General features: G+C 65.3%; 17 protein-coding genes and 2 pseudogenes. 13 read left to right on the forward strand and 6 right to left on the reverse strand.

Annotation, left to right across the window (positions count from 1 at the left end; all coding sequences use genetic code 11):
- Nucleotides 1-551 precede the first annotated feature (551 nt).
- Nucleotides 552-2,693 carry an acyltransferase family protein gene (locus tag ACFWAY_RS14800; protein WP_378511057.1) on the forward strand — a complete coding sequence of 714 codons (2,142 nt, stop codon included), beginning with the start codon at nt 552-554 and terminating at the stop codon, nt 2,691-2,693.
- An 852-nt stretch (nt 2,694-3,545) separates the two neighbouring features.
- On the opposite strand, the pseudogene ACFWAY_RS14805 reads toward ACFWAY_RS14800, so the two are convergent.
- The 4 genes and pseudogenes from ACFWAY_RS14805 to ACFWAY_RS14820 form a co-directional block, all read right to left on the reverse strand.
- A pseudogene (locus tag ACFWAY_RS14805) lies at nt 3,546-3,770 on the reverse strand (hypothetical protein); the annotation flags it as partial.
- 16 nt (nt 3,771-3,786) lie between these two features.
- Nucleotides 3,787-5,070 carry a S8 family serine peptidase gene (locus ACFWAY_RS14810; protein WP_378511058.1) on the reverse strand — a complete coding sequence of 428 codons (1,284 nt, stop codon included), beginning with the start codon at nt 5,068-5,070 and terminating at the stop codon, nt 3,787-3,789.
- A 137-nt stretch (nt 5,071-5,207) separates the two neighbouring features.
- Nucleotides 5,208-5,879, reverse strand: coding sequence for a hypothetical protein (locus ACFWAY_RS14815; protein WP_378511059.1), 672 nt, complete (start codon nt 5,877-5,879; stop codon nt 5,208-5,210).
- Nucleotides 5,880-6,043: 164 nt separating this feature from the next.
- Nucleotides 6,044-6,466, reverse strand: a complete 423-nt coding sequence (locus ACFWAY_RS14820) for a hypothetical protein (protein ID WP_378458119.1) — start codon at nt 6,464-6,466, stop codon at nt 6,044-6,046.
- Nucleotides 6,467-6,752: 286 nt separating this feature from the next.
- Between ACFWAY_RS14820 and ACFWAY_RS14825 the strand changes: the two genes are divergently transcribed.
- Nucleotides 6,753-9,371 carry a LuxR C-terminal-related transcriptional regulator gene (locus ACFWAY_RS14825; RefSeq protein WP_378511060.1) on the forward strand — a complete coding sequence of 873 codons (2,619 nt, stop codon included), beginning with the start codon at nt 6,753-6,755 and terminating at the stop codon, nt 9,369-9,371.
- A gap of 91 nt (nt 9,372-9,462) precedes the next feature.
- On the opposite strand, the pseudogene ACFWAY_RS14830 reads toward ACFWAY_RS14825, so the two are convergent.
- Nucleotides 9,463-10,778 (reverse strand): annotated as a pseudogene (locus ACFWAY_RS14830) (DUF222 domain-containing protein).
- A gap of 86 nt (nt 10,779-10,864) precedes the next feature.
- Between ACFWAY_RS14830 and ACFWAY_RS14835 the strand changes: the two are divergent.
- Nucleotides 10,865-11,443 (forward strand): cold shock domain-containing protein, encoded by a 579-nt coding sequence (locus tag ACFWAY_RS14835; RefSeq protein ID WP_378511061.1) that lies wholly within the window; start codon nt 10,865-10,867, stop codon nt 11,441-11,443.
- 106 nt (nt 11,444-11,549) lie between these two features.
- Nucleotides 11,550-12,059: a hypothetical protein gene (locus ACFWAY_RS14840; RefSeq protein ID WP_378511062.1), complete on the forward strand. Its 510-nt coding sequence runs from the start codon at nt 11,550-11,552 to the stop codon at nt 12,057-12,059.
- On the opposite strand, the gene ACFWAY_RS14845 is transcribed toward ACFWAY_RS14840, so the two are convergent.
- Nucleotides 12,037-12,435 carry a hypothetical protein gene (locus ACFWAY_RS14845; RefSeq protein ID WP_378511063.1) on the reverse strand — a complete coding sequence of 133 codons (399 nt, stop codon included), beginning with the start codon at nt 12,433-12,435 and terminating at the stop codon, nt 12,037-12,039. The genes ACFWAY_RS14840 and ACFWAY_RS14845 overlap by 23 nt on opposite strands.
- 350 nt (nt 12,436-12,785) lie before the next feature.
- Here ACFWAY_RS14845 and ACFWAY_RS14850 point away from each other — a divergent pair, with 350 nt between their 5' ends.
- The 9 genes from ACFWAY_RS14850 (at nt 12,786) to ACFWAY_RS14890 (ending at nt 23,689) form a co-directional block, all read left to right on the forward strand.
- On the forward strand, nt 12,786-14,630 hold the full coding sequence (locus ACFWAY_RS14850) for an MFS transporter (protein WP_378511064.1): 1,845 nt from the start codon (nt 12,786-12,788) through the stop codon (nt 14,628-14,630).
- A gap of 10 nt (nt 14,631-14,640) precedes the next feature.
- Entirely contained in the window at nt 14,641-15,072 is a 432-nt protein-coding gene (locus tag ACFWAY_RS14855; RefSeq protein ID WP_378511065.1) for a nitroreductase/quinone reductase family protein, read from the forward strand.
- 124 nt (nt 15,073-15,196) lie between these two features.
- On the forward strand, nt 15,197-16,639 hold the full coding sequence (locus tag ACFWAY_RS14860; protein ID WP_378511066.1) for a family 43 glycosylhydrolase: 1,443 nt from the start codon (nt 15,197-15,199) through the stop codon (nt 16,637-16,639).
- Between the two features lie 182 nt (nt 16,640-16,821).
- The gene (locus tag ACFWAY_RS14865) at nt 16,822-18,246 is read left to right on the forward strand and encodes an NAD(P)/FAD-dependent oxidoreductase (protein WP_378511067.1); all 1,425 of its coding nucleotides are present in this window, start codon (nt 16,822-16,824) and stop codon (nt 18,244-18,246) included.
- On the forward strand, nt 18,243-18,623 hold the full coding sequence (locus tag ACFWAY_RS14870) for a cupin domain-containing protein (protein ID WP_378511068.1): 381 nt from the start codon (nt 18,243-18,245) through the stop codon (nt 18,621-18,623). Before ACFWAY_RS14865 ends, ACFWAY_RS14870 begins: the two co-directional genes overlap by 4 nt.
- A gap of 95 nt (nt 18,624-18,718) precedes the next feature.
- Nucleotides 18,719-20,269 carry an APC family permease gene (locus ACFWAY_RS14875; protein WP_378511069.1) on the forward strand — a complete coding sequence of 517 codons (1,551 nt, stop codon included), beginning with the start codon at nt 18,719-18,721 and terminating at the stop codon, nt 20,267-20,269.
- An 86-nt stretch (nt 20,270-20,355) separates the two neighbouring features.
- Complete coding sequence (locus ACFWAY_RS14880) at nt 20,356-20,817, forward strand: Lrp/AsnC family transcriptional regulator (protein ID WP_378456291.1); 462 nt, start codon at nt 20,356-20,358, stop codon at nt 20,815-20,817.
- Nucleotides 20,814-22,199, forward strand: coding sequence for an aspartate aminotransferase family protein (locus ACFWAY_RS14885; protein ID WP_378511070.1), 1,386 nt, complete (start codon nt 20,814-20,816; stop codon nt 22,197-22,199). Before ACFWAY_RS14880 ends, ACFWAY_RS14885 begins: the two co-directional genes overlap by 4 nt.
- Nucleotides 22,196-23,689 carry a gamma-aminobutyraldehyde dehydrogenase gene (locus tag ACFWAY_RS14890; protein ID WP_378511071.1) on the forward strand — a complete coding sequence of 498 codons (1,494 nt, stop codon included), beginning with the start codon at nt 22,196-22,198 and terminating at the stop codon, nt 23,687-23,689. The genes ACFWAY_RS14885 and ACFWAY_RS14890 overlap by 4 nt, the downstream gene beginning before the upstream one ends.
- Nucleotides 23,690-23,797 lie beyond the last annotated feature (108 nt).

The raw sequence follows: 23,797 nt of genomic DNA on the forward strand, positions 1-23,797 counted from the left end.
TGCACCAGATTCGAACGCGATCTCTAGCGCTCGGAGCGACCACCAATCTCGAACCTCGGCTGGCCATCCGCCAGCGAACTAGCCCAGGACGGTAACGTGTTGTGATCTCCCCATGAGCAATTCTGTGGGCGGGCCCCAGCTATCCAGTGCCACGCAGGACATTTACTACGCGCCGGTAACCGGATCGTCGTCATACGATGTCACGAGCTTGTCCAGATCGCTCAGCCCACAAACGCACTCCTTCGGGAACTGCGGACCCAGCCGCAGAAGCGAGGCGCACTATGAACCTGATCCGCGAAGCGGCACCTTGGATTGCAGCTGTGTCCATCATCGGCTTTGGTGTTCTTGTTGGGATCTATGCAAGCAGCGGCTGACTATATACGGGCGGGTGAACCCGCGGTCTGTCGCGTTCCAATAGAAAGGCTAGGCCTTCTGGGCTGCCTGCCAGCGTCATTCGGTCGAATGACAAAATCCAGCGAGTAGGACCGGGCGGTCTATATTGTCCCCATCCCCATCCTTAACTGGGGCTGAGAGATTCTGAGGGGAACTCCGTGGCAACCATCACGCGGTCTAGTTCGTCGCGCCGGAAACCGGCTGAACCGAAGGCGACACAGCGACTCGATATCCAAGGCTTGCGCATGGTCGCGGTCATGCTCGTCGTGTTCTCACATCTGTTCCACTTCCCGCGTGGTGGGTTCATCGGCGTCGATGTGTTTTTCGTGATCTCCGGGTTCCTCATCACCGGGTCACTTCTACACACTTTCGAGAAGACTGGGCGGATCTCGTTCTCCAGTTTCTACCGAAGGCGAATCCGGCGCATCGTCCCCGCAGCCACTCTCGTCCTCGTCGTGACTGTCATCGCCGCCTACTTCATCTATACAGGTAGCCGGTTCAAGTCCACCGGCCTCGACGCGTTGGCCGCGTTCTTCTTCGTGTCGAACTGGCGGTTCGGAATCGAAGGCACCGACTACTTCAACTCCTCCGGACCTGTGTCCCCGTTGCAGCACTACTGGTCGCTGTCCGTTGAGGAGCAGTTCTACTTCGTGTGGCCTGCCGTCATCTTGGCAATCGGGGTTGTCGTGATGCGCAATGCATGGTCAGCCAAGGCGCGGCTCGCACTGTCAGCCGGGGTAATGGGGGCCGCGGTCTTGGTGTCGTTCGGCTACTCGCTGCTGAATACTGCGAGCAGTCCGACCTGGGCGTATTTCTCTACTCTTACCCGTGTTTGGGAGCTAGGTGTCGGCGCGCTCCTCGCGATCTCCATCAGCTACTTCGAGCGCATCCCCGACAAGGCTCGCCCGTTCATCGCCTGGGCCGGACTTATTGCGATTGCAGTCAGCGCGTTTGTTATCACTGAAACCGGCGGGGGGTTCCCCGCCCCATGGGCTGCCGTGCCCGTGCTCGGTGCCGCGATGGTCATCGCCGCCGGCGTTGCCGGCGAACAGAAGTACCTGCAAGTGCTGACCAACCGAGTAAGCAACCACATCGGGGACATCTCGTACTCGCTGTACCTGTGGCACTGGCCGATCATCATCCTGCTGGCCGCACTGATCAAACCCGAAGGGACCTTGTACTACGCCGGAGCGCTTTTCCTGATGTTCGGCATTTCAATCCCCTCCTACCATTTCTTCGAGAACAAGATCCGCGAGTCCAATTGGCTCAGCAACGACTCCGAGAAGCGTGAGCGGAACCTGCTCGACCTGTCTAGGTGGCGGCTCAAGAACCTCAGAATGAGCGAGTCCAGCCAGACAATCGGCACCCTCTCATTGGTCGTGATCGTTGCCGGCTTCTCCTTGGTCGCACTCGCAGCTACGGCCCCGAAGCCCGTGAACTCATACGCCACCCCATACACCTCCGCCGCCACGCAGGCCCAACAGTTGACGGGCCGCGCCAAGGACATTCAGGATGCCGTGAATTCGATCGAATGGCCGTCGAACCTGAGTCCGTCGTTGGATGACCTCACCAATGCCAGGCCACCGGAGGAGAAAGACAAGTGCGGTTCCTCGCCACTGTCTGCGGATCAATGCCGATATGGGAGCGGCGACAAGCTTGCGGTCGTCGTTGGCGACTCGATCGCGCTGACCTGGCTTCCAGGGGTACGGGCTGCGCTGGAGAACGACGGGTGGACAATCCGTGGGCTAGTGAAACCGGCCTGCCCAGGGGCGTTGGTGCCCATCCTCCGCGAGGATCTGCCCAACGCGGATTGCGATACCCACCGGAAGTGGGTTGCGGACGAGCTTCAGCGCGAAAAGCCGGATCTCATCATCTCCTCCGGAACTGAGGGGCTGATGAATGAGATTAACGGACCTCTGAAGGGTGCCGATGCCATCGATGTTTGGCAGAGCGGTTCCGAGCAGGCTTTCCGCCTGTACAAGTCCACAGGGGCGCGGGTTGTCGCGCTGTCCCCATTGCCGGGTGGAAAGAACATGCCGGAGTGTGCCACGAAGATCGGCGTCCCATCGGACTGCACCTACATCGTGAGTCAGCTCTGGTACGCAGACTCTACCGCCGAGCGGAAGGCAGCCGCCGCCACGGGGGCCAAGTACGTGGACACCAAGGAATGGTTCTGCACCAAGAATGACGTGTGCCCGCCGTTTGTTGGCACGACGACCGTTCGCCGCGACGGGGTGCACATCACCCCTGAGTACTCACGCGGCCTAGCCACTGAGCTGAAAGAGGCACTGAATAATTGACGAACACGACTAAGGCCGAGCGAGGCGTGGATTATAGCATCCTCTTGATATTCTCCAAGCTCAGGCTTGAGTAGCAGTCGGTGGCACGGGTACAGAAGCACCATCGCGGCACGCGGGCCCGTGCATCGCACAGTCATGGTCGTGGCATACGAGCTCGCATTCTCGACGAGGGTGTCCACCTGATCGAGTGCGACGACAGAATCCCCGGCTGCGACGGAGGTGCGGGCGACTCAGCAAACAGCGGCCGTCCCGGCACCGCAACGTGACATCGATCTGCGGGCCGGTAGGCGTCCCCGGCACAAATCCCGGCTGAGGCGGGTGGTCTGTGGTGTGGTAGTCGATCTGACAAAGACGAGCGTTCGAATCGGTCCTCCCCAGGCATCCCGATTTCGATTAATGACGACATGCCCGCATGTGTCACAGTTGCCGCCGCAAACCATCACCGTTCCTTGGCCCGGCACTCGCTTCAGGCCGAAATCCAGACTTCCAACGACTCCGAGCCACACCGGTGACCACGTACGAAGGTGGCTCGGACGCCGCCGGCAACGCCATCTGGAGATGGCTGCCGATCGGATCCGGCCCAGCTCCGGCAGTGGTGTTCCATCCCTGATTGCTAGTTGAGCGCGAAGTCCGGGTAGACCCCCTGCGCCGGTGGCACGATTGACGCCGTGACCAGTCGCCCGCTCGACGATGAACCCCACCGCAGCCGTTGACGTCGCCTGCGCGCCGCATGGCGGAGGAAGTTCGATCCGAGTGAGCAGTCGGCGGTGGTGTCCCAGGCGCGTTCACGCTGACGTTCGCCGGGGTGCGGGTGATCGCGCAGAGCATCCGCGTCTGAGGTCGCCTACCCCGGTTACGGCGGATGTCGACGTGGTGCTCCAGTTCGATGGCCAGGACGCCCGGGACTGCCTCGAGGGCTGCGAATCGGCTCGCAGGGACGGAACCGGAAATGATTCCGATCGTGCGGTGCACCGCGTCGATCCGCATGCCCTCCTCGGCCAGCGCGACGCCGACCACGTCGATGTCCTCGACGTGGTCGGCGTCCACCGTGACACTGATTCCGACCATGCCCGGCACGATACGTCGGGCCCTTCTACCCGGATGCCTGGATCAGGCCGGCACCGACATCGAGTGACGGCAACGCGAGCCGCCGGGAATGCTGGGTGAGCAGGGACCACAGATCGCTGCCGGTGCGCCCGGACTTCTCGCACCACAGGGCAGCGATACCCGCTACGTGCGGAGTCGCCATACTCGTTCCGTTCTTCGAGCCGTACCGCACGGGCATCGGCACCGTCGAGAACACGCGCACGCCAGGTCCTGCCACGTCGATCTGACCACCGGCGACGGGGTTGCTGGCGGCGGAGAAATTGGCCAGCCCGAGATCGGGGTCGACTGCAGCGACGGCCATGATCGACGGACTGTTGGCGGGAACGCCCACCAGTCCCGGGCGCCCGGCACCTCTGTTCGCGTTGTTGCCGGCCGCGGCGACGATCAGCACTCCGGCCGCCAGTGCACGCTGCCCCACCGTCTCGTAGGCGACGGACACCGACGCGACGTCGGCGCCGAGCGACATCGAGACGATCTGACAACCGTTGGCGATGGCCCACTCGATGCCTGCGAGGATGCCACCGTCCACGCCACGCCCCTGATCCGACAGAACCTTCCCTACGAAGATGTCGGCCTCGTGAGCCACTCCGTACCGGCGGGTGCCGGTGGCTGCCGCCGGACCGCAGGCCGTTCCGACGCAATGCGTGCCGTGCCCGTGTCCGTCTTGGGGTTCTGCGCCGGGTACGAACGACTGGGCCGTGATGGTGCGACCGTGGAAATCCGGGTGGCTGAGGTCGAGTCCGGTGTCGAGGACGGCGATCCTGACACCGCGCCCACTGCACGCCGACGTCGTGGTGCGGGTCGCCTGCAATCCCCAGGTGAACTCCGGCGAATCCAGGAAGTGCTCGGCGTCCTCCACCGCGGCGGCGCCGTTCGCAGGCCGTGCGATCTCTACGACGGTGTCTTCGCTATCCAGTGCATGGTGCACCAACTCGGGTTCAACGGAGAGAACCGCGACGTCCGGTGCGGCAGCCGCGGCGCGGAGTGCCTCCAACTGGCCGGGATCTGCGGCGACCACGGCAATTCCGAGTTCGTCGAACAGAACTGCGTCAGCCACTTCCGCCCGTTCGAGATCCATTGCCGAAGAATCGAACTCGCTACTTCTCGCCACGTTCGAGACGCCGGTGAGGGATCGTAGGAGTCCCGTGGGATCCGTTCGCCTGCCGTCCTCCGTGAACACCACCACGTAGCGGCCCGTCGTTTCGGCCGTCGAATCGGCGGCAGGCCGTCCACCGTCCCCGTTCCGGTCGGAATCTTCTCGAGATATCACTGTTTCGTCCTCACAATTCTGGAACGCAGCGTACTCGCCGCGTCAATGCATCTATGTTTCTTCAGGTTTCGCGTGCTGCGCCCGGTAACTGCGAAACCGGGCGCAGCACTGTCGCTGGTCACGAATCCACTGCGCGCTCAGAGCAGCGCGACGACCGCACCCACGACACCGATTGCCTGACCCAGGCCGGTGATCAGCGGGCCGATGTCGAGGTTCGCCGAGGCCGACCAGCGCCATCGGTACCCCTGCGCATTGAAGATGGGCCACGCGTTGCGCAGAGCCGGGTTGGTTCCGCTCCTGTTCCAGTCGAAATCCCGTGAACCCGGCTCGAACGTGCCGTGCAGGCGGCCCTTCGCGGGCATCACGAACGACGGATGACCGGAGCCTGTGGTGAGCATCCACGCGATCGAGACGGTGTAACTCGTGGCGCCCGAAACATGAAGGTGACCACTGTAGTTGTAGCTTCCGTCGGGAAACACCACCATCTGCGTCCACCCGCCGACGGGGACACCCCCGCCGAACACGATGCGTCCTGACCCACCGATGCGGGTGAAACCCAGAACCTCCGCGGTCGGCGACAGGGGATCTTCCTCAGTGGTCAGTGCGTCCCAGTCGATGCTGTCCAATTCGGCCCCTTCACTTTCCACCTTCTCCTTGATGCGCTCCGGGTCCGGCAGCGCGGGAGGTGCGACGCGGTCGGCTCCCGTGACGATGGGCCCCGCGCCAGGGCGGGGGGCACTGTCTTCGGACAACTCGCCGGCGTCCGCGTACTGGTCGGTGGTGTCCTGCGGGACGTTGATTACTGACATGACCGTTCCTTTCGAATGGGATGGCGACGGGAAGGTGACTGTCGACGCCTCCGGAGTGTCGCTCGTCGGACGTCTTCAACGGTCCAGCACGACGGCCGGGATTCCGCGAGTGCTGCGCTACCCGACTTTCTCGTCGACCGACCTGGCGGGCAGAGTAGTTCGGTTCACGCGACCGCAGACGCGGTGTGATACCAGTCGACGACGACAGATCTGACCCCGACCGAGGCGATCATCGTCAGGAGGGGACCTTCGAGACAGATCCGGCTGGAGCATCCACCGAAGGTGGGCGCGGCCCTCAACCCGATCAGGATTTCCGGTGACGATGCCGAGCGGCGGCCCTCGATGAGGATGGACTCCTCGTCGACGCCGCGGACCGCGATGTCGTGTCCGTCGGCGACGTCGCCGACGATCAGAGCAAGGTAGTCGACATCGGCGCCCTCGTCGCGGGTGGCGATCAGTCGCGCCGTGTTCCTTCCCAGCGGCACGCGTTCGTCCAACACCAGGACGGCGGACTCGGACTCACGGAGTTCGTCGAGTTCGACTCGTCTTGCCGTCCAACTGAAGAACGGCTCCGGCCGCGCGGTCATGACATGCTCCTGTAGTTCGACGCAATAACTTTCCGCGATACCCATTCAGAGTGGCCTGGATGTCGGCTGATCTCGCGAGTAGCGTCCTACCCGATCGTGGGACACGCCTCCGGTCGATCTCGAAACCGAACTCGTGCCCGTGACTCGCCACTCAACCCATCGACGCTTCTGGAGTATTGCGGCCGAAAGCGACTCCAAGGTTGTATTGCATTGTTTCGCTGGATAACTCGTGCTCAATACTCGTCACGGTGCTGTCACCAGTGCCTCGAGAATCTAGAATCAGTGCATGGGTCCGACGTGGCCTCTGATTCAGCGGCAAGTCGAGTTCGACGCGATCACCGCGTCGCTCGCGTCTCGGTCCGGGGGATGCGGTGTCGTCCTCACGGGCGATCCCGGCGTCGGCAAGACCACCCTCGCACGGTTCGCCACCGAGTCATTGCCCGGTAAGGTGAAATGGGTGGCGGGCACCGAATCGGCGCGCAGCATCCCGTTGGGCGTATTCGCCCATCTGGTCGGGGCGTCCACTTCCCGGGATCCGGTCGCCTTTCTGTCCGCGGCGCGGCAGGCGCTCCTCGACGACGGACCCAGTCGCGATGTGGTGGTCGGCGTGGACGACGCGCACCTCCTCGATCAGCTCTCGGCGACGTTCCTGCATCAGCTTGCGCTGGACAGGGCGGTCCACATCGTCGCCACCGTTCGCAACGGCGAGACCGTGCCCGATGCGATCACGTCGTTGTGGAAGGACGGTCACCTCCTGCGGCTCGAACTGGCGCCGTTCAGCCGGGAACAGAGCATCGAGTTGATCGAGTCGGTGCTGGACGGCCCCCTCGAGGGGTTGAGCGCGGACATGATCTGGGAGGCGTCCGGCGGGAACGCGCTGTTCGTCCGACATCTGGTGGAGGGTGCCCTCGAAGCGGGGACGCTGCGCCGTTCCGGTGGCGTCTGGCAGTTGCGGGGGCGTGCCGCCATCACATCCGAACTCGCATCCCTGCTCGAGCACCGGATCGATCAGATTCCCCACGACGTGTTGCAGGCGTTGCAGCTTCTCACTTTCTGCGAGCCGCTCGACTTGGACATCCTCGGACAGCTGGCGGGTGAGGACTCGGTGGAGGAGGCCGAGCGACGCGGCCTCGTCAGAATCGTCGAGGATGGACACCGGCTCGACGTCCGTTACACGCATCCACTCTTCGGTGAGGTGATTCGACGACGGGTGGGACGCGCGGCAGGTCGACGGCTCCGCGGGCAGCTCGTGGAGGCTCTAAGCAGCCGGGCTGTGGTCGGATCCTCCAATCGGATTCGCCTGGCAGAGTTGGCGCTCGACAGCGACCGGTCGGTCGAACCCGATCTGCTGGTCGACGCCGCCGAGGATGCCATCGGTTTGGCGAATGTTCCTCTGGGGGAACGGCTCGCGCGCGCGGCGCTCGACCAGACAGGCAACTTCGAGGCGGCCGACCTCCTCGCCCGAGCACTGTTGTGGCAGGGGCACGCCACCGAGGCGGAATCGTTGCTGCTGTCCTTCTCGCCCGACAGTCTGGACCAGGTGCAGCTGGTGCGCTGGGGTACGTCGCGGATCGCAAACCTGTTCTGGGCGAGCGGCGAGTCGGAGAAGGCCGACGAGGTCCTGGCGGTTCTGCGGGAGAGGGTCACTCATCCTAGTCTCGTGCCGATCATCGAGGGAATCGGCTCGGTGTGCGCGGTATTCGAGAATCGCCCCGAGGAGGCCGCAGCGGCGGCGACGGCGATTCTGTCCTGTGACCGAGTATTGCCGTGGGCGATCGAGTGGGCGTTCTTCGGTGGTGGGCTGTCCCTGGCACTGATGGGATGCGGCGGCCGAGTGCCGGAACTGGCGGCGCGCAGCGCTGCCGTGGCCGATCAGATCGACGGGCTACTGCGGTTCCCGGCCGCACACGGTGAGATCCTCGCGTTGACCCTGACCGGACAATTCGCCGCGGCGCAACGCCGGGCCGAGGAGTACCTCTCGTTGGCGTCGAGCGGCCGATACGTTGCCTGGGGGCTTGCGAACATCCTCGTCGGGACGGTGGAACTTGCCCGCGGTCGGTTCAACGACGCCGCGGGTCGCCTCGAGCAGGCGATCGCCGCCCTCAACGTCGGCGATACGGCCGATGCCATCTCGTGGAGTTTTCCCGCCTACATCGTGCTCGGTCAGGCGTACTCGGAACTCGGCCGCATTCACGAGGCGGACGGGATCATCACCGCAGCGCAGGCTCGGAACGGCCGGCACGTGGCCGTGTTCGGGCCACAACTCATGATGTCGCAGGCGTGGCTCGCCGCAGCGCGCGGTGAAACATCACGGGCAATCGACCTGTCGCGATCGGCGGCTGATTCGGCTTGCGCGGCCGGACAATTCGGCATCGAGGCGACAGCACTTCATCTTGCCACCCGGTTCGGTGACACGACCACGGCTACGCGGCTCGCCGAGTTGGCCGACATCTGCGACGGCCAACTCGTCGACATCGTTGCCCGGCATGCAGCGGCAGTTACGGCAGGGGACGGATGCGGTGTGGCATCGGCAGCAGCCGAGTTCGAAAAGATCGGTGCTCTGCCCGATGCCGCCGACGCCTACGCCCGGGCGGCGATCGCGTTCACGCATGCCGGAGACAAGCGGCGTTCGATCGAGTGTGCTGCCGCGGCCGAAGCCCTGTCGGCCCGATGCGATCACATGTCGTCCCCCGCACTGGTGGAAGCGGCCCACCCACTCCCCCTGACGAGCCGTGAACGGGAGGTGGGGTCGATGGTTGCGGCCGGTTTGTCGAACCGGCAGATCGCTGATCGGTTGTTCGTGTCGGTGCGAACGGTGGAGGGGCATATCTACCGTGCGTGTATGAAGCTCGACGTCGCCGATCGTAATGGGCTTGCGGAGTCGATGGGGACCACGGTTCGGTGACACCAGGCCTGGACTACGGGCACGACGACATGCCGGCTCGGCAACAGGAATCGTCCTGTTGCAGAGTCGGCGTGGTGTGCTGTGCCCCGGATCAGGACGCTCGGGGCCGTGCCCGGTTGTGCGCCGGTATCGGCTTCCGTTCCCAGTCAACCTGCCGCGGCGGGATGAACGTGGGGTGCCGGTCGGCTCCCATCTCCATTTCCCAGTCACTGTGGTGGAGCAGTCGGTGGTGGAATCCGCAGAGCAGTACGAGGTTGCCCATGTCGGACGGCCCCCCGGCGGACCAGTGGATGATGTGGTGACCTTCGCACCACGATGGCGGCGCACAACACCCGGGGAATGCGCATCCTCGATCTCTCACCACCAACGCTTTTCGCTGCCTCTTGGTGACGGTTCGAGTCGAAATGCCGAGGTCGAGTGGCGCCCCGTTCTCGTCGAGCACGATCGGCGTGTAGATCGAGTCGCAGCTGAGGAGCCGGGCTGCTTTGATACTCAGCGGCCCCATCCACTCGGTCCACGCCACCCCATCGACGGCGAAGAGCGACTCGTCAGTTGCGGAGGCATCGCGCTGTTCTCGCGCGCTGCAGTCGGCGTGCTCGGCGAGATCTTTGACGTTGACATGGAGTGAGACGTGTGGCCGTTCGCCGCCTTCTTCGCCGGCGATCCCGGAGTCGAGTAGCGGCGTAGGAGTTCGGTGAATCCGTCGGCCCGTCGCTGTCCGGGCGTGCGATTGTCTTTGGTTCCGTCCTGCGCGGGCCGCGGCTTGGAGAGTCCGGAGAGAGCCGAGAGCAGCATTTCGCCGGTAACGGCATCCAGGTCGCCTTTGACGGCGACGCGTCCGTTGAGTGTCTTGGAGGCGTGGAACTCGTTGAGTTCGGTGTCTTCGCTGGGCGGCGGGTCGTCGGATTCGAAGGCGCGTTCCAGTCGGGCGATGACGGCGCGCACTGCGTCCGTGTTGGCGGTGGGACCGGTTGCGGCGAACAGCAACGCATTTCGGCAGTCATCCATCGCTTCGAGCGGCATGCCCTTGGGCGGCCTCTCGCAGAACTTCATGATCAGCGCTGCGTGATCCGCCGAAATGTTGGTGTCGTAGTACTCGTCCGCTATTTCCGGTTGGAAACGCAAACCTCGGCCCAACAGCACGATTCGCCCCGCCGCACCCACCTCGAGCAGTGCCTTGGAGGCCAGCCACATCTTGGCGTTCGGAAATCCCAGCACATCGACCTTGCAGCGGTAGTCGACGGCGCCGACGAGCCTGACGCGCAGGGCTTCGAGTCTCTGAATCTCTTCCGAGATGCGAACGACCGATTCGAGCAGCTCCGCCTCGGCCAGACGCCACGCGTCACCGACCGCGGTTGCCAGAATCTCGTCCGACAACGCCCCCTGGATATCTCCCCCGAGCCCCATGTTTCGATCCTAGTTCGAACATTCGTTCGAGTCAATAGCCAAGCCAAACTCGTCCTTTCGCACGCGAGCCAAGCGACAATTGCGGCATGACAACCACGGGCGTCGTCCGTAGCTGGAGCATCCAGGAGATGCACGGCATCATCGATTCCGACGAGACTCCGGGCGGCTGCTGGACGTTGTTCCACAGCGTGGCGGTCGAGGGTTTCCCCTCGCTTCGCGAGGGCCAGCAGGTCGAATTCGAGTGGGACGCACTCGACAGCCCCATGCATGGGTGCAACTTCTACACGATTCGTGCGTGGCCCTCGGGCCGCGAACCGTACGTCGCGCCGCCGTCGGACAGCCCATTCTCGTCTCATCTGTGGCTCACCTTTCCCGACGGCACGGCGAGGGAAATCACCGAAGCGGACCGGCCTCCCGCGCCCCCACGGATCCACGCCGAACGGACCATCGGGATCGTGCGCACCTGGAGCGACGAAGAGGGCTGGGGTGTCATCGATTCCGATGCCACCCCCGGTGGCGCGTGGACGCACTTCAGTTGCGTCGCCGGCTCGGGCTTTCGTTCGCTGACGCCAGGACATCAGGTGACGTTCGAGCCAGAGACGATGGTCGGCGGAACACAGGACGGCTACCACTACCGCGCACTGGACGTTCAGAAGATGGAGTAGACCGACTCACCGCATCCTTCTTGGCCGAGGACGATTGAGCAGCGTCCCCCGAAAGAACGCCGTGAACGACATACGAAGCGCACCAGCGGGTGGCACGATTGACGAGATGACCAGTCGCCCGCTCGAGGATGCACCCCACCGCAGCCGATGGCGACGTCTGCGCGCTGCGTGGCGGAGGAAGCTCGATCCGAGTGAGCAGTCGGCGGTGGTGTCATGGGGCGCGTTCACGCTGACGTTCGCGGGGGTGCGGGCGTTGACTCATTGGATCAGGCGCGGGCACGGACCGGCCGGCGGCGGGTTGAGTCTCCACGGCCGTCATTTCCACCATTACAACCTCGGCATCGCCGCACTGGCCGGGGTCGGGGCCGTGGCGGTACGTGGCTCCGAGAAGCAACGCCACCACCCGACGGTGCCCGTCTCGTACGGCGTCGGCGCCGCGCTCATCGTCGACGAACTGGCGTTGCTGCTGGACTTGCAAGACGTCTACTGGGCGAAGGAAGGGCGGACCAGCGTCGACGCCGCGGTGATCATCATCGGGCTCGGTGGGCTGATGACCGCGGGATTCGAATTCTGGCCCGCCGCCCAACGCGCACTCATGGAGCCACCGGTGGCGTGAGTGCGCCCGACAAGCGGGCCGTCCCCCACGGCTCGATGTCGTAGACGGGGATGCAGTTCAGGCCACGGGCGCGCACGCGCTGCACGACCGCCGCATCCGCCGACGCGCAGGTCCCGTCGGCAACGGCCTCGGTGACGATCGCGCACAGCACGTCACCCTGCAGATCGCGTACAGGTTTCAGCCCCTGTTCCACCGTCCAGTGCCGCACAGCGGCCCAGTGCGTCACTTCGGTGACGGTGGACGGGTTGCCGATGAACAGCACGCTCCTCGTCATGTTCCGGCCGCTCGCGACAGCCGACGGCTGCACCTGAATCTCCGCTTCGGTGCACCACTCAGACGCCACCTCCGCCAGGGTGGTGCTCGCTATCGTTGACATCTACCTCGTCCTGTTCCTGCGTCCGACTCGCATGAGAATCATCCTGTCGCGAATCGGACGCGGCGACTGTCCCCCGATCGGACCCAGAATCGGGGGATTCGTCTGTCCCCCGATCGGGTCACGGCGCCTGGGGTGCGGGGTGAATCGGGACGTCGTATCATCACAAGCCTGATCGACCGTCTCGACGGAACCGATTGAGCGCCAGCGGCATAACGGACAAACCGGGCATTTCCAATCGGGGGATGCTTCGGTCGGCCGATTGCCCACCACAAAGAACACGCGACAACCGAACACTTTGCTTTCCATTTACTTACTTTTGAAAACTATGAAAACCCGAGAGGTGCAATCCCTTGGTCTCCCACACGAAGGAACCTTCCGTCCCGATCGGTGACGACAACCGGACACTCGAGGAACTCGGCCCGCACTACAAGTGGATTGCGTTGTCGAACACCACCCTCGGCATGCTGGTGGCGACGATCAACTCGTCGATCGTGCTGATCGCCCTCCCCGACATCTTCAAGGGCATCCACCTCAACCCACTCGAACCCGGCAACACGAGCTACCTGCTGTGGATGATGATGGGCTTCCTCGTCGTCACCGCGGTCCTGGTCGTCAGTTTCGGACGGCTCGGCGACATGTTCGGCCGCGCCCGGATGTACAACATGGGCTTCGCGGTGTTCACGATCGCTTCGATCTTCCTGGCCGTGACGTGGTTCGACGGGTCCGAGGCGGCACTGTGGCTGATCGGGTGGCGGGTCGTGCAGGGGGTCGGCGGAGCGTTCCTGATGGCGAACTCGTCGGCGATCCTCACCGACGTCTTCCCCGCGGATCAGCGTGGGCTGGCGCTCGGCATCAACGGTGTCGCCGCGATCGCCGGATCCTTCCTCGGCCTGCTCATCGGCGGCATTCTCGCACCGATCCACTGGAATCTGATCTTCCTCGTCTCGGTTCCCTTCGGCGTGGTCGGCACCATTTGGGCGTACCTGAAACTCCACGACACCGGCGTCCGCCAGCACGCCGACATCGACTGGTGGGGCAACATCACGTTCGCCGTCGGATTGATCGCCGTCCTGGTCGGCATCACCTACGGCATCCAGCCGTACGGGTCCTCGTCGATGGGATGGGGCAGTCCGCTGGTGCTCTGGTGCCTCGTCGGCGGCCTCGCTGTCCTCGCGGTCTTCTGCGTCATCGAGACCCGGGTCGCGAATCCCCTGTTCAACTTGCACCTGTTCCAGATCAAGTCGTTCACCTGGGGAAACATCGCGAACCTGGTCGCGTCGCTGGGCCGCGGCGGTCTGCAGTTCATCCTGATCATCTGGCTCCAGGGCATCTGGCTGCCGCAGCACGGCTACGACTTCAGCCGCACCCCGCTGTGGGCGGGCATCTACATGCTGCCGATGACCGTCGGATTCCTGCTGTCGGCACCGGTGTCCGGCTTGATTTCCGACAAGCTCGGCACCAAGTGGTTCACCAGCACCGGCATGTTCATCACCGCGGGCACGTTCGGATTGTTGATCGCGCTCCCAGTGAACTTCCACTACTGGGCATTCGCCGTGACGCTGTTGATCAACGGCATAGGCATGGGCATGTTCTCCGCACCGAACCGCGCCGAGGTGATGAACAGCCTGCCCGCCAACGCGCGCGGCGTCGGCGCAGGCATGATGACGACATTCCAGAACGCGGCGATGGTGCTGTCGATCGGTTTCTTCTTCAGCCTGATGATCGCCGGCCTCAGCTCCAACCTTCCGGCCGCGATGAGTGACGGGCTCATCGCGTACGGGGTGTCCGCGGCGCAGGCCACCCAGATCGCGAACCTGCCCGCCGTCGCGGTGCTGTTCGCGGCGTTCCTCGGCGTCAACCCGATCCGGGAACTGCTCGGGCCGAATCTGTCGTCACTCACCGAGCAGCAACAGGCACAGCTGACCGGCCTCGACTTCTTCCCCCAGCTGATTTCCGGCCCGTTCGCCGACGGCCTGGCAATGGCGTTCGCCTTCGCGATCGTCGCGTGCGTGATCGGCGGAATCGCCTCGCTGCTCACCGGTCCGCAGAAGAAGGCGACGGCGGACGAGCCGCACGAGTCGGTCGGCGCGGAACTCGCCGGAATCGCCGGCGAGGCCGGAATCGGCCCGAGCGAACTCGTCGACGACCATCCGTTAACAGCGCGAGTCGCCTCCGGCGGGCACCCAGACCGTTAGGCTCAATTGCATGCCTTCGGACCGCGGACTCAAGTTCATGAACGCCGCCCACCGCGCCCTCCTGCGCGTCACCGGTGGGCGGGTCGGGCAGAGTTTCAACAAGATGCCGGCGGTGGAGCTGACCACCGTCGGCCGCAAGACCGGGAAGGTGCACAGCGTCATGCTGACCGTGCCGGTGCGGGAGGGCGACACCCTCGTCGTGGTCGCGTCCCGCGGCGGCGACGACCGCAACCCCGCGTGGTTCCTGAACCTGCAGGCCAACCCGGTGGTCCAACTGTCGCTCCAGGGAAACCCCGCGCAGTCCATGCGCGCCCACGTGGCAACCCCCGACGAGCGGGCCCGTCTGTGGCCGCAGGTGACCGCCGCCTACAAGGGATACGCCGGCTACCAGAAGAAGACGGACCGCGAGATCCCTCTGGTTCTGCTCGACCCCACGACCTGACGTCGGTCACCGTCCGCAGAACACGGTTCGGTTGCAGTCCGGCGCAGTGAGCCGGTTCCACCCTTAACCTCGACCTCACCCTTATAGATTTGCGGATTCCGGGCGGGCGAGACTTGGGAGTGACGTGGACACTGACGATGCTGCGCTACACAGGTCCGGCACTGGGCACCGTCCACGGCGCGGGTGGATCGTGACGACCCTGACGCTTCTCGTCTTCATGGGTGCGCCTGCCCCGTCGGCCACCGCAGAAGCGATCGTGCAACCGGTGGCCGCCGACCCGAGCGTCGTCCGCGCGTCCGACGGCATGTTCTACATGTACACGACCGCCGACGACTGGGGCGACGGCCAGGGCATGCACAACATGTCGATCTTCAAGTCCGCCGACCTCATGGACTGGATGTACCTCGGCGACGTCTTCCCCGACCGGCCCGCGTGGCATCCGGACGGCAAACTCGCGTGGGCGCCGAACGTCCTCGAATCCGACGGCCGCTACAGCCTGTACTACTCGCTCTACGACGAGTCGAACCCGTGCATCGGCCTCGCGACCGCCGACAGCCCGACCGGACCGTGGACCGATCTCGGCCGTCCGGTGTTCTGCGCCCACGACGTCGGCGTCGGCGGCACCATCGACCCGTTCGTGTGGGACGACGGAACGACGAAGACCATGTTCGTCGGCAACTTCCAGGGCGTCCACGCCATCCCGCTCAGCCCGGACGGCACCGCGGCGGCCGGCGAACCCGTGCGCGTCGCGGACGAGCGCTTCGAAGGCCCGTACGTCGAATTCCACGACGGCTACTACTACCTGTTCCTCTCGGCCGGCAACTGCTGCAACGGCGCCGACACCGCCTACCGCGTCCTCGTCGGCCGGTCGGAGTCGCTCACCGGGCCGTACCTCGACCGGAAGGGCCAGGACCTGAACGACGGCGGCGGCGCCCTCATCCTCGCCGGCAGCGAACCGTGGGCCGGGCCGGGCCACAACACGGTGGTCTCCGACGACGCGGGCTCGGATTGGATCGTGTACCACGCCATTCCGCGGGACAACCGGGATCTGCCCAGCGGGGCCCGCCGGCGCGAAGGGATGATCGACCGGATCGTGTGGGCGAACGGCTGGCCCGAGGTCGGTGATGGTTCGCCCGCGTCGACGGGGCCGGCGAATCCCGACACGGATCTGCCGGTGCGGGTCACGCTGCGCGCCGATTCCGACACCACGCTGCCGGCGGAGGGCGGGACCGTCGACACCACCATGCTCGTCGAGGCCCCCGAGGACCGTCCCTTCGCTGGGCAGGTATGGGTCAGCGCGGTCTCCCCGGACGGCCGCACCAGCGACCCGTTCTTCGGGCCGATCGACGTCGACCTGCAACCGGGCGAGGTCCTCGAGGAGGCCATCGCCTACACGGTCCCGGGAGATGCGGTCGCGGGGACCTACTACGCCTACGCGTTCGCGGGCGCCTACCCCGACGAGACCGTCGAGTTCGGCACCGTTCACGCCGTCAAGTCCGGCGACGAGGCGAGAATCAGCCCGGTCCGCTCGGTGTCGCTGCACCTCGGCACCATCGCGCGCCGCTAGGGGCCGGCCGTACGAATCGACCAAGACAACCGATTCGGTTTCCAAAATCCACATCGACCACGAAATCAGCAATGATTTTCTTCATTTGCTATTGAAATAGTGGCGGCTCCACGTCAGGATAGGGGCCACGGTGACGTGCCTCACACGTCACCTTCGGTCAGTCCATCGACAAAGGTGCCCCATTGCTGCAGACAGTGTTCGAGAAGCATCAACCGAACGCCAAGGTTGTCGACCATGCGCTCCGGCGCACCCGGTTGGCACCGTTCTGGATCGAGGACGTCGCCGACACACCCACCTACCCGGCCGCCTCGGCCGACGCCGCGTACGACCTGGTGGTCGTCGGCGGCGGATACACCGGACTCTGGAGTGCTCTCCTCGCGAAACAGCGCCACCCCGACCTGTCCGTCGCCCTCGTGGAGGGCGAGACCATCGGATGGGCGGCATCCGGCCGTAACGGCGGGTTCGTCGAAGCGAGCCTGACCCACGGCAGCGAGAACGGCCGTCGACGCTGGCCGGGGGAGATCGACACCCTCGAGGCGCTCGGGCTCGAGAACCTCGACGCCATCGAGAAGACCGTCCACACCCTGGGGTTGGACTGCGATTTCGAACGGAACGGCGCGATCTCGGTCGCGATCGCCGATTACCAGGCGAAGGACGTGTTCGACACGGCCCCGAGCGCTACCACCACGGTGCTGGACGGGCCCGCGATGCGCGCGCAGGTGAATTCGCCCACGTATCTGGCCGGTGTGTGGGACAAGGAATCCACCGCGCTGGTGCATCCGGCGAAGCTCGCCACCGAACTCGGCCGGGCCTGCGCGGAGCACGGTGTCGAGATGTTCGAGCACACCAAGGTGCTCGATCTCGTCCGCTCCCGATCGTCGTCCCGGGTCGGCGTTCGGACGGCGTCCGCGACCCTGTCGGCAGGACGAGTCATCCTGGCAACCAACGCCTTTCCGTCCCTACTGAAGAGGTACCGGCTGCACACGGTTCCGGTGTACGACTATGTGCTCATGACCGAACCGCTGTCCGACGCACAGCTCGCCGAGGTGGGATGGTCTGCCCGACAGGGCATCGCCGACATGTCCAACCAGTTCCACTACTACCGGCTCACCCGGGACAACCGAATCCTCTGGGGCGGATACGACGCGATCTACCACTTCGGGCGAGGAATGCACCACGACCTCGAAGACCGTCCCGAGTCCCACGCCCTGCTCGCGAGCCACTTCTTCACCACGTTCCCCCAGCTCGAGGGCCTCGAATTCACCCACCGGTGGGGCGGCGTCATCGATACGTCGACACGCTTCTGCTCGTTCTTCGGTTCCGCGGCCAAGGGGCGGATCGCGTACGCGGCCGGCTTCACCGGTCTCGGCGTCGGCGCCTCCCGCTTCGCGGCGAACGTCATGCTCGACAAGGTGTCCGGCGAGACGACGGCGTTGACGGAGTTGGACCTGGTGAAGTCCATGCCCCTCCCCTTCCCGCCCGAACCGTTGGCGGCGGCCGGCATCAACGCCACCCGGTGGTCCCTCGACCGCGCCGATCACACGGAAGGCCGGCGGAACCTCTTCCTCAAGGCTCTCGACGCGGTCGGATTGGGGTTCGACTCGTGAGCGACCCCGCGACCGGGGTCGTCGCCTGGGAATCCGGACCGCACACCGAGGCTCGCACCACCGATCTCGATTACCACCGTCTCCCGGTCGAGCAGGCGATCGGCGACAGCGTGCCGATGGTCGGCGAACGAGTGCTCGGCGACTTCGCCGGTGTCACCGTCGGCGTGTGGGAGATCGAGCCCAGCGTCTCGCACGATGTCGAGATCGACGAGGTGTTCGTGGTGCTCAGCGGCGACGCGACAGTGCAGTTCGAGGACGACACCCCGGATCTCGAGCTCGGTCCCGGAAGTGTCGTCCACTTGCGGTCCGGTCAGAAGACCCGGTGGATCGTGCGTGACAGGCTGCGGAAAGTCTTCATCGCCGCGTCGACCACCTAGCCCCGGCGCCACCAAGACACGGAAACCACTGCACCCCTTCACTACACCTGCAAGGGCACTTCTGCCCGCAGCCACACACCTCGAGGGAGAATTTGATGAGCATTGCCGAACCTCCACCCTTGAAGACCCAGCCCTCGAACACCCAGTCCTCGAACACCCACGACCCGCTCGGCTCCGCGAAGGGCCTCAACAGCGGGGCACTGGGATTGGTCGGCAACACGGTGATCGGGCTGTCCTCGGTCGCTCCCGCCTACAGCCTCGCCGCGACGCTGGGTTACGTCGTTCTGGCCGTCGGCGACAAGGCACCGTCGATGTTCCTCGTCGCGTTCATTCCGATGCTGCTCACGGCATTTGCCTATCGTGAGCTCAATCGGGACACCCCGGACTGCGGCACCTCGTTCACGTGGGGCACCAAGGCGTTCGGTCCGTGGATCGGCTGGATGGCGGGATGGGGACTCGCCGTGTCCGCGATCATCGTCCTCGCCAACACCGCGGAGATTGCGGCGATCTACCTGTTCGAGGTTCTCGGTTTGCACGCGGCCGCCGAGTCGCTCGCCGCGAAGGTTCTGCTGGGGTGCTTCTTCATCGCCGCCATGACCTACGTCAGCTTTCGCGGCATCCTCATCAGCGAACGACTGCAGAATGTCCTGATCGCGGTGCAGTTCACCGTCCTGATCGGGGTCAGCGTCCTCGCACTGTCGAAGGTGTTCGGCGGCACCGCCGGACCGCAGGCCGTCACCCCGAAACTCGACTGGATCATTCCGACCGGTGTCTCGATGTCCAGCGCCGCGCAGGCGATCATCCTGTGCATCTTCATCTACTGGGGGTGGGACGCCTGCCTGGCGGTCGGTGAGGAGACGAAGGATTCCGAGCGGACTCCTGGCCGCGCCGCGGTCTTGACCACGGTCATCCTCGTCGCCACGTACGTCCTGGTCGGGTACGCGGTCCAGTCGTTCGCCGGGTTCGGGGACACCGGCATCGGCCTGAACAACCCGGAGAACGTCGACGACGTGCTGACCACCTTGGGCGGGCCGGTCGCCGGTCCGGTGGCAGCCTCGTTGCTGCTGCTGACGGTGTCGATCTCCGCGCTCTCCTCGACCCAGACCACCATCCTGCCGACTGCTCGGGGAACGTTGTCGATGGCGGTCTACGAAGCGTTGCCGCGCCGGTTCGCCTCCGTGCACCCCCGATACATGACCCCCGGCTTCGGAACCCTGGTCATGGGTGCGGCGGCGCTTCTGTTCTACCTGGTCCTGTCGTTCGCCAGCGCCAACGCCCTGCAGGATTCGGTGGCGTCGCTCGGACTCGCGGTCGCCTTCTACTACGGCATCACCGCCTACGCGTGCGTCTGGTACTTCCGCCGGACCCTGTTCGACTCGGCACGTAATCTGTTCATGCGCGGCATCTTTCCGCTGCTCGGCGCGCTCTGCATGACGTGGGCCTTCGTTCAGAGCGCCGTCGACATGCTGCGTCCCGACTACGGCTTCACCGCGTTCGGCCCGTTCGGGGGTGTGTTCGTTCTCGGCGTCGGAATGCTGGTGGTCGGAATCCCCCTGATGTTGCTGTGTTTCGCGACCGGTTCCCGGAACTTCTTCCGCGGACGCACCCTCACCGCCGACACGGAAGTGAAGGTGCCCGAGTCGTGAGTACCGCCGTCACCGGGAAGAGGCGATAGTTTCCGAAATGTCCGAGCCGATTGTCTTCGATACGACGCGCAAGGGAGGATTCGACCATGTCTGAGCAGCCCACCTCTCTCGATCCCGTGTCCAAGCAGATCATCGAGCAACTTCAGGAGGATGGACGACGGTCGTACTCGGCCATCGGCAAGGTCGTCGGATTGTCGGAAGCGGCTGTACGCCAACGCGTGCAGAAGCTGATCGACACCGGCGTCACGCAGATCGTCGCGGTGACCGACCCCGTCCAAGTGGGATTCGCACGACAGGCCATGGTCGGAATCCGCTGCTCGGGGGACGTCACCGAGATCGCCGCCCGGCTCGCCGACGTCGACGCCATCGACTACGTCGTGCTGACGGCCGGCGCCTACGACATTCTGGCCGAGATCGTGTGCGAGAACGACGACCACCTCCTGACCGTGCTCAACAAAGAAATTCGCACTATTCCCGGTGTGCTCGGCACCGAGACGATGGTGTACCTGAAACTTGTCAAACAGCAATATGATTGGGGAACCCGATGACCACGGTTACCAACTCTTCGCCCACTACGTCGCACCTCGAGGCGGCCGCCCGCCGCCACCTGTGGGGTCATTTCTCCCGGCACGGGGAGGGCATCACCCCGCCGATCATCACCCGCGGTGAGGGCGCCCGGATCTGGGACGCCACCGGCAAGAGCTACCTCGACGGGCTGTCCGGGTTGTTCGTCGTCCAGGCCGGGCACGGCCGCCTCGAGCTCGCCGAGGCCGCCGCCAAGCAGGCCGAACAGCTCGCGTTCTTCCCGCTCTGGTCCTACGCCACCGCACCGGCGATCGAACTCGCCGAACGCCTCGCCGGCTACGCCCCCGGCGACCTGAACCGGGTCTTCTTCACCACCGGCGGCGGCGAGGCCGTCGAAAGCGCCTGGAAACTGGCCAAGCAGTACTTCAAGAAGGTCGGCAAACCCGGCAAACACAAGGTGATCTCCCGCTCCATCGCCTACCACGGCACCCCGCAGGGCGCCCTCGCCATCACCGGCATCCCCGCCCTCAAGGCCCCGTTCGAACCGCTCACCCCCGGCGCGTTCCGGGTCCCCAACACCAACATCTACCGGGCCCCCGAACCCCTCGGCTCCGACCCGAAGGCGTTCGGGATCTGGGCCGCCGACCGGATCGCCGAGGCCATCGAATTCGAGGGCCCGGACACCGTCGCCGCCGTGTTCCTCGAACCGGTGCAGAACGCCGGCGGCTGCTTCCCACCCCCGCCCGGCTACTTCGAACGGGTCCGGCAGATCTGCGACGAATACGACGTGCTGCTGGTCTCGGACGAGGTCATCTGCGCGTTCGGGCGGATCGGGTCGATGTTCGCGTGCGACGACTTCGGGTACGTGCCCGACATCATCACCTCCGCCAAGGGCCTGACGTCCGGGTACTCGCCGATCGGGGCGATGATCGCCTCCGACCGGTTGTTCGAACCGTTCGCCGACGGGACGTCGATGTTCGCGCACGGCTACACCTTCGGCGGGCACCCCGTCTCCGCGGCGGTCGCGTTGGCGAACCTGGACATCTTCGAACGCGAGGGCCTCAACGCCCACGTGGCCGAGCAGGCGCCGGCGTTTAGGGCCACCCTCGACAAGCTCACCGATCTGCCGATGGTCGGCGACGTGCGCGGGGAAGGCTTCTTCTACGGCATCGAACTGGTCAAGGACAAGGCCACCAAGGAGTCGTTCAGCGACGAGGAGGCCGAGCGGATCCTGCACGGATTCCTCTCCACCGCCCTGTTCGACGCCGGCCTGTACTGCCGGGCCGACGACCGCGGCGACCCGGTCATCCAACTCGCCCCGCCCCTGACCTGCGGTCAGGCCGAATTCGACGAGATCGAACGCATCCTCCGCAGCGTCCTCACCGAAGCCTGGACCCTGCTGTGAACCACCAGGACCTTCCCGGGCTGTACGTCGGCGGCCGCTACCGGGACGGCCGGGCGGCCGACCGGTACGAGGTGCTCGATCCGGCCACTGGTGAGGTGATCTCGTCCCGCACCGAGGCGTCCGTCGACGACGTCGACGACGCGGTCGCCACCGCGAAGGCCGCCTACGCGGAATGGTCGACGACGAGCCCGGGCGAGCGTTCCGCCGTCCTGACCCGATGGGCTGCCGAGCTCACGGAGATGTCCGACGACATCGCACGCACCGAAACCCGGCAGACGGGCAAACCCATCAAACTGTCGACCGAGTTCGACGTTCCCGGGTCGATCGACAACGTGTCGTTCTTCGCCGGGGCGGCCCGCAATCTGGAGGGAAAGGCGTCGGGCGAGTACTCCCCCGACCACACGTCCAGCATCCGCCGTGAACCGATCGGGGTGATCGGCTCGATCTCGCCGTGGAACTATCCGCTGCAGATGGCCGCGTGGAAGATCCTGCCCGCGGTCGCCGCAGGCAACACCATCGTGCTCAAACCCGCGGAGATCACTCCCCTGACGTCGCTGCTGTTCGCGGAGGCCGCGTCCCGAGCCGGCATGCTGGACGGCGTCGTCAACGTGATCACCGGCCGCGGCGCGACGACCGGGTCGTCGCTGGTGTCACACCGGGACGTGAGCATGGTCAGTTTCACCGGATCGACGCCCGTGGGTCGACAGATCGCGGCCGCAGCTGCGGGCAAACGACTCCACCTGGAACTGGGCGGCAAGGCCCCGTTCGTCGTGTTCGACGACGCCGATCTCGAGGCCGCGATCAACGGAGCCGTCGCCGGTGCCCTCATCAACTCGGGCCAGGACTGCACCGCGGCCACCCGCGCCTACGTGCAGCGGCCGCTGTACGACGACTTCGTCGCCGGAGTGGCAGCGCTCATGGATACCGTTCGCCTCGGCGACCCGTCCGATCCCGGCACCGACATGGGTCCGTTGGTGTCGCGGCGACAGCAGCAGCACGTCGCCGGGTTCATCGACCGCGCCCGCGACACCGGGGCGAAGATCGTCCGCGGCGGTTCCATCCCCGGCGGCGACCTCGCGTCCGGCTTCTACTACGAGCCGACACTCGTCGTGGGTGCCGACCAGTCGAGCGAGATCGTGCAGCGGGAGATCTTCGGCCCGGTTCTCGTCGTCCTGCCGTTCGAAAACGATCCGGACGGAATCGCACTCGCCAACGACACCGACTTCGGGCTGGCGGCGTCGGCGTGGACACGGGACCTGTACCGGGCACAGACCGCCTCCCGCGACATCGCCGCAGGCTGTGTCTGGATCAACGACCACATCCCGATCATCAGCGAGATGCCCCACGGCGGGTACAAAGCGTCCGGTTACGGCAAGGACATGTCGACGTACTCGCTCGACGAATACACCAACGTCAAGCACGTCATGTCCGACATCACCGGAATCGCCAGGAAGGACTGGCACCGGACGGTGTTCGGCGACCGAGGATGAGCCCGATCGCCGGGACGGCAATGCGTGTGCCGTCCCGGCGACCGTGGCAGTTCCGCCAAGTCCCGCCCTGCGCGCGACTACGCTGACGAAAAGGCGCGTTCGCTTCAG

It is taken from the genome of Rhodococcus sp. NPDC059968, from assembly GCF_042738615.1.
In the GTDB taxonomy this organism is placed as follows: domain Bacteria; phylum Actinomycetota; class Actinomycetes; order Mycobacteriales; family Mycobacteriaceae; genus Rhodococcus_F.

Excerpts from the sequence above, each read along its gene's own strand:
- ACFWAY_RS14815 (WP_378511059.1), bottom strand. The coding sequence starts at position 5,879 with ATGTCAGTAATCAACGTCCCGCAGGACACCACCGACCAGTACGCGGAC.
- ACFWAY_RS14820 (WP_378458119.1), bottom strand. The coding sequence starts at position 6,466 with ATGACCGCGCGGCCGGAGCCGTTCTTCAGTTGGACGGCAAGACGAGTC.
- ACFWAY_RS14825 (WP_378511060.1), top strand. The coding sequence starts at position 6,753 with ATGGGTCCGACGTGGCCTCTGATTCAGCGGCAAGTCGAGTTCGACGCG.
- ACFWAY_RS14835 (WP_378511061.1), top strand. The coding sequence starts at position 10,865 with ATGACAACCACGGGCGTCGTCCGTAGCTGGAGCATCCAGGAGATGCAC.
- ACFWAY_RS14840 (WP_378511062.1), top strand. The coding sequence starts at position 11,550 with ATGACCAGTCGCCCGCTCGAGGATGCACCCCACCGCAGCCGATGGCGA.
- ACFWAY_RS14845 (WP_378511063.1), bottom strand. The coding sequence starts at position 12,435 with ATGTCAACGATAGCGAGCACCACCCTGGCGGAGGTGGCGTCTGAGTGG.
- ACFWAY_RS14855 (WP_378511065.1), top strand. The coding sequence starts at position 14,641 with ATGCCTTCGGACCGCGGACTCAAGTTCATGAACGCCGCCCACCGCGCC.
- ACFWAY_RS14875 (WP_378511069.1), top strand. The coding sequence starts at position 18,719 with ATGAGCATTGCCGAACCTCCACCCTTGAAGACCCAGCCCTCGAACACC.
- ACFWAY_RS14880 (WP_378456291.1), top strand. The coding sequence starts at position 20,356 with ATGTCTGAGCAGCCCACCTCTCTCGATCCCGTGTCCAAGCAGATCATC.
- ACFWAY_RS14885 (WP_378511070.1), top strand. The coding sequence starts at position 20,814 with ATGACCACGGTTACCAACTCTTCGCCCACTACGTCGCACCTCGAGGCG.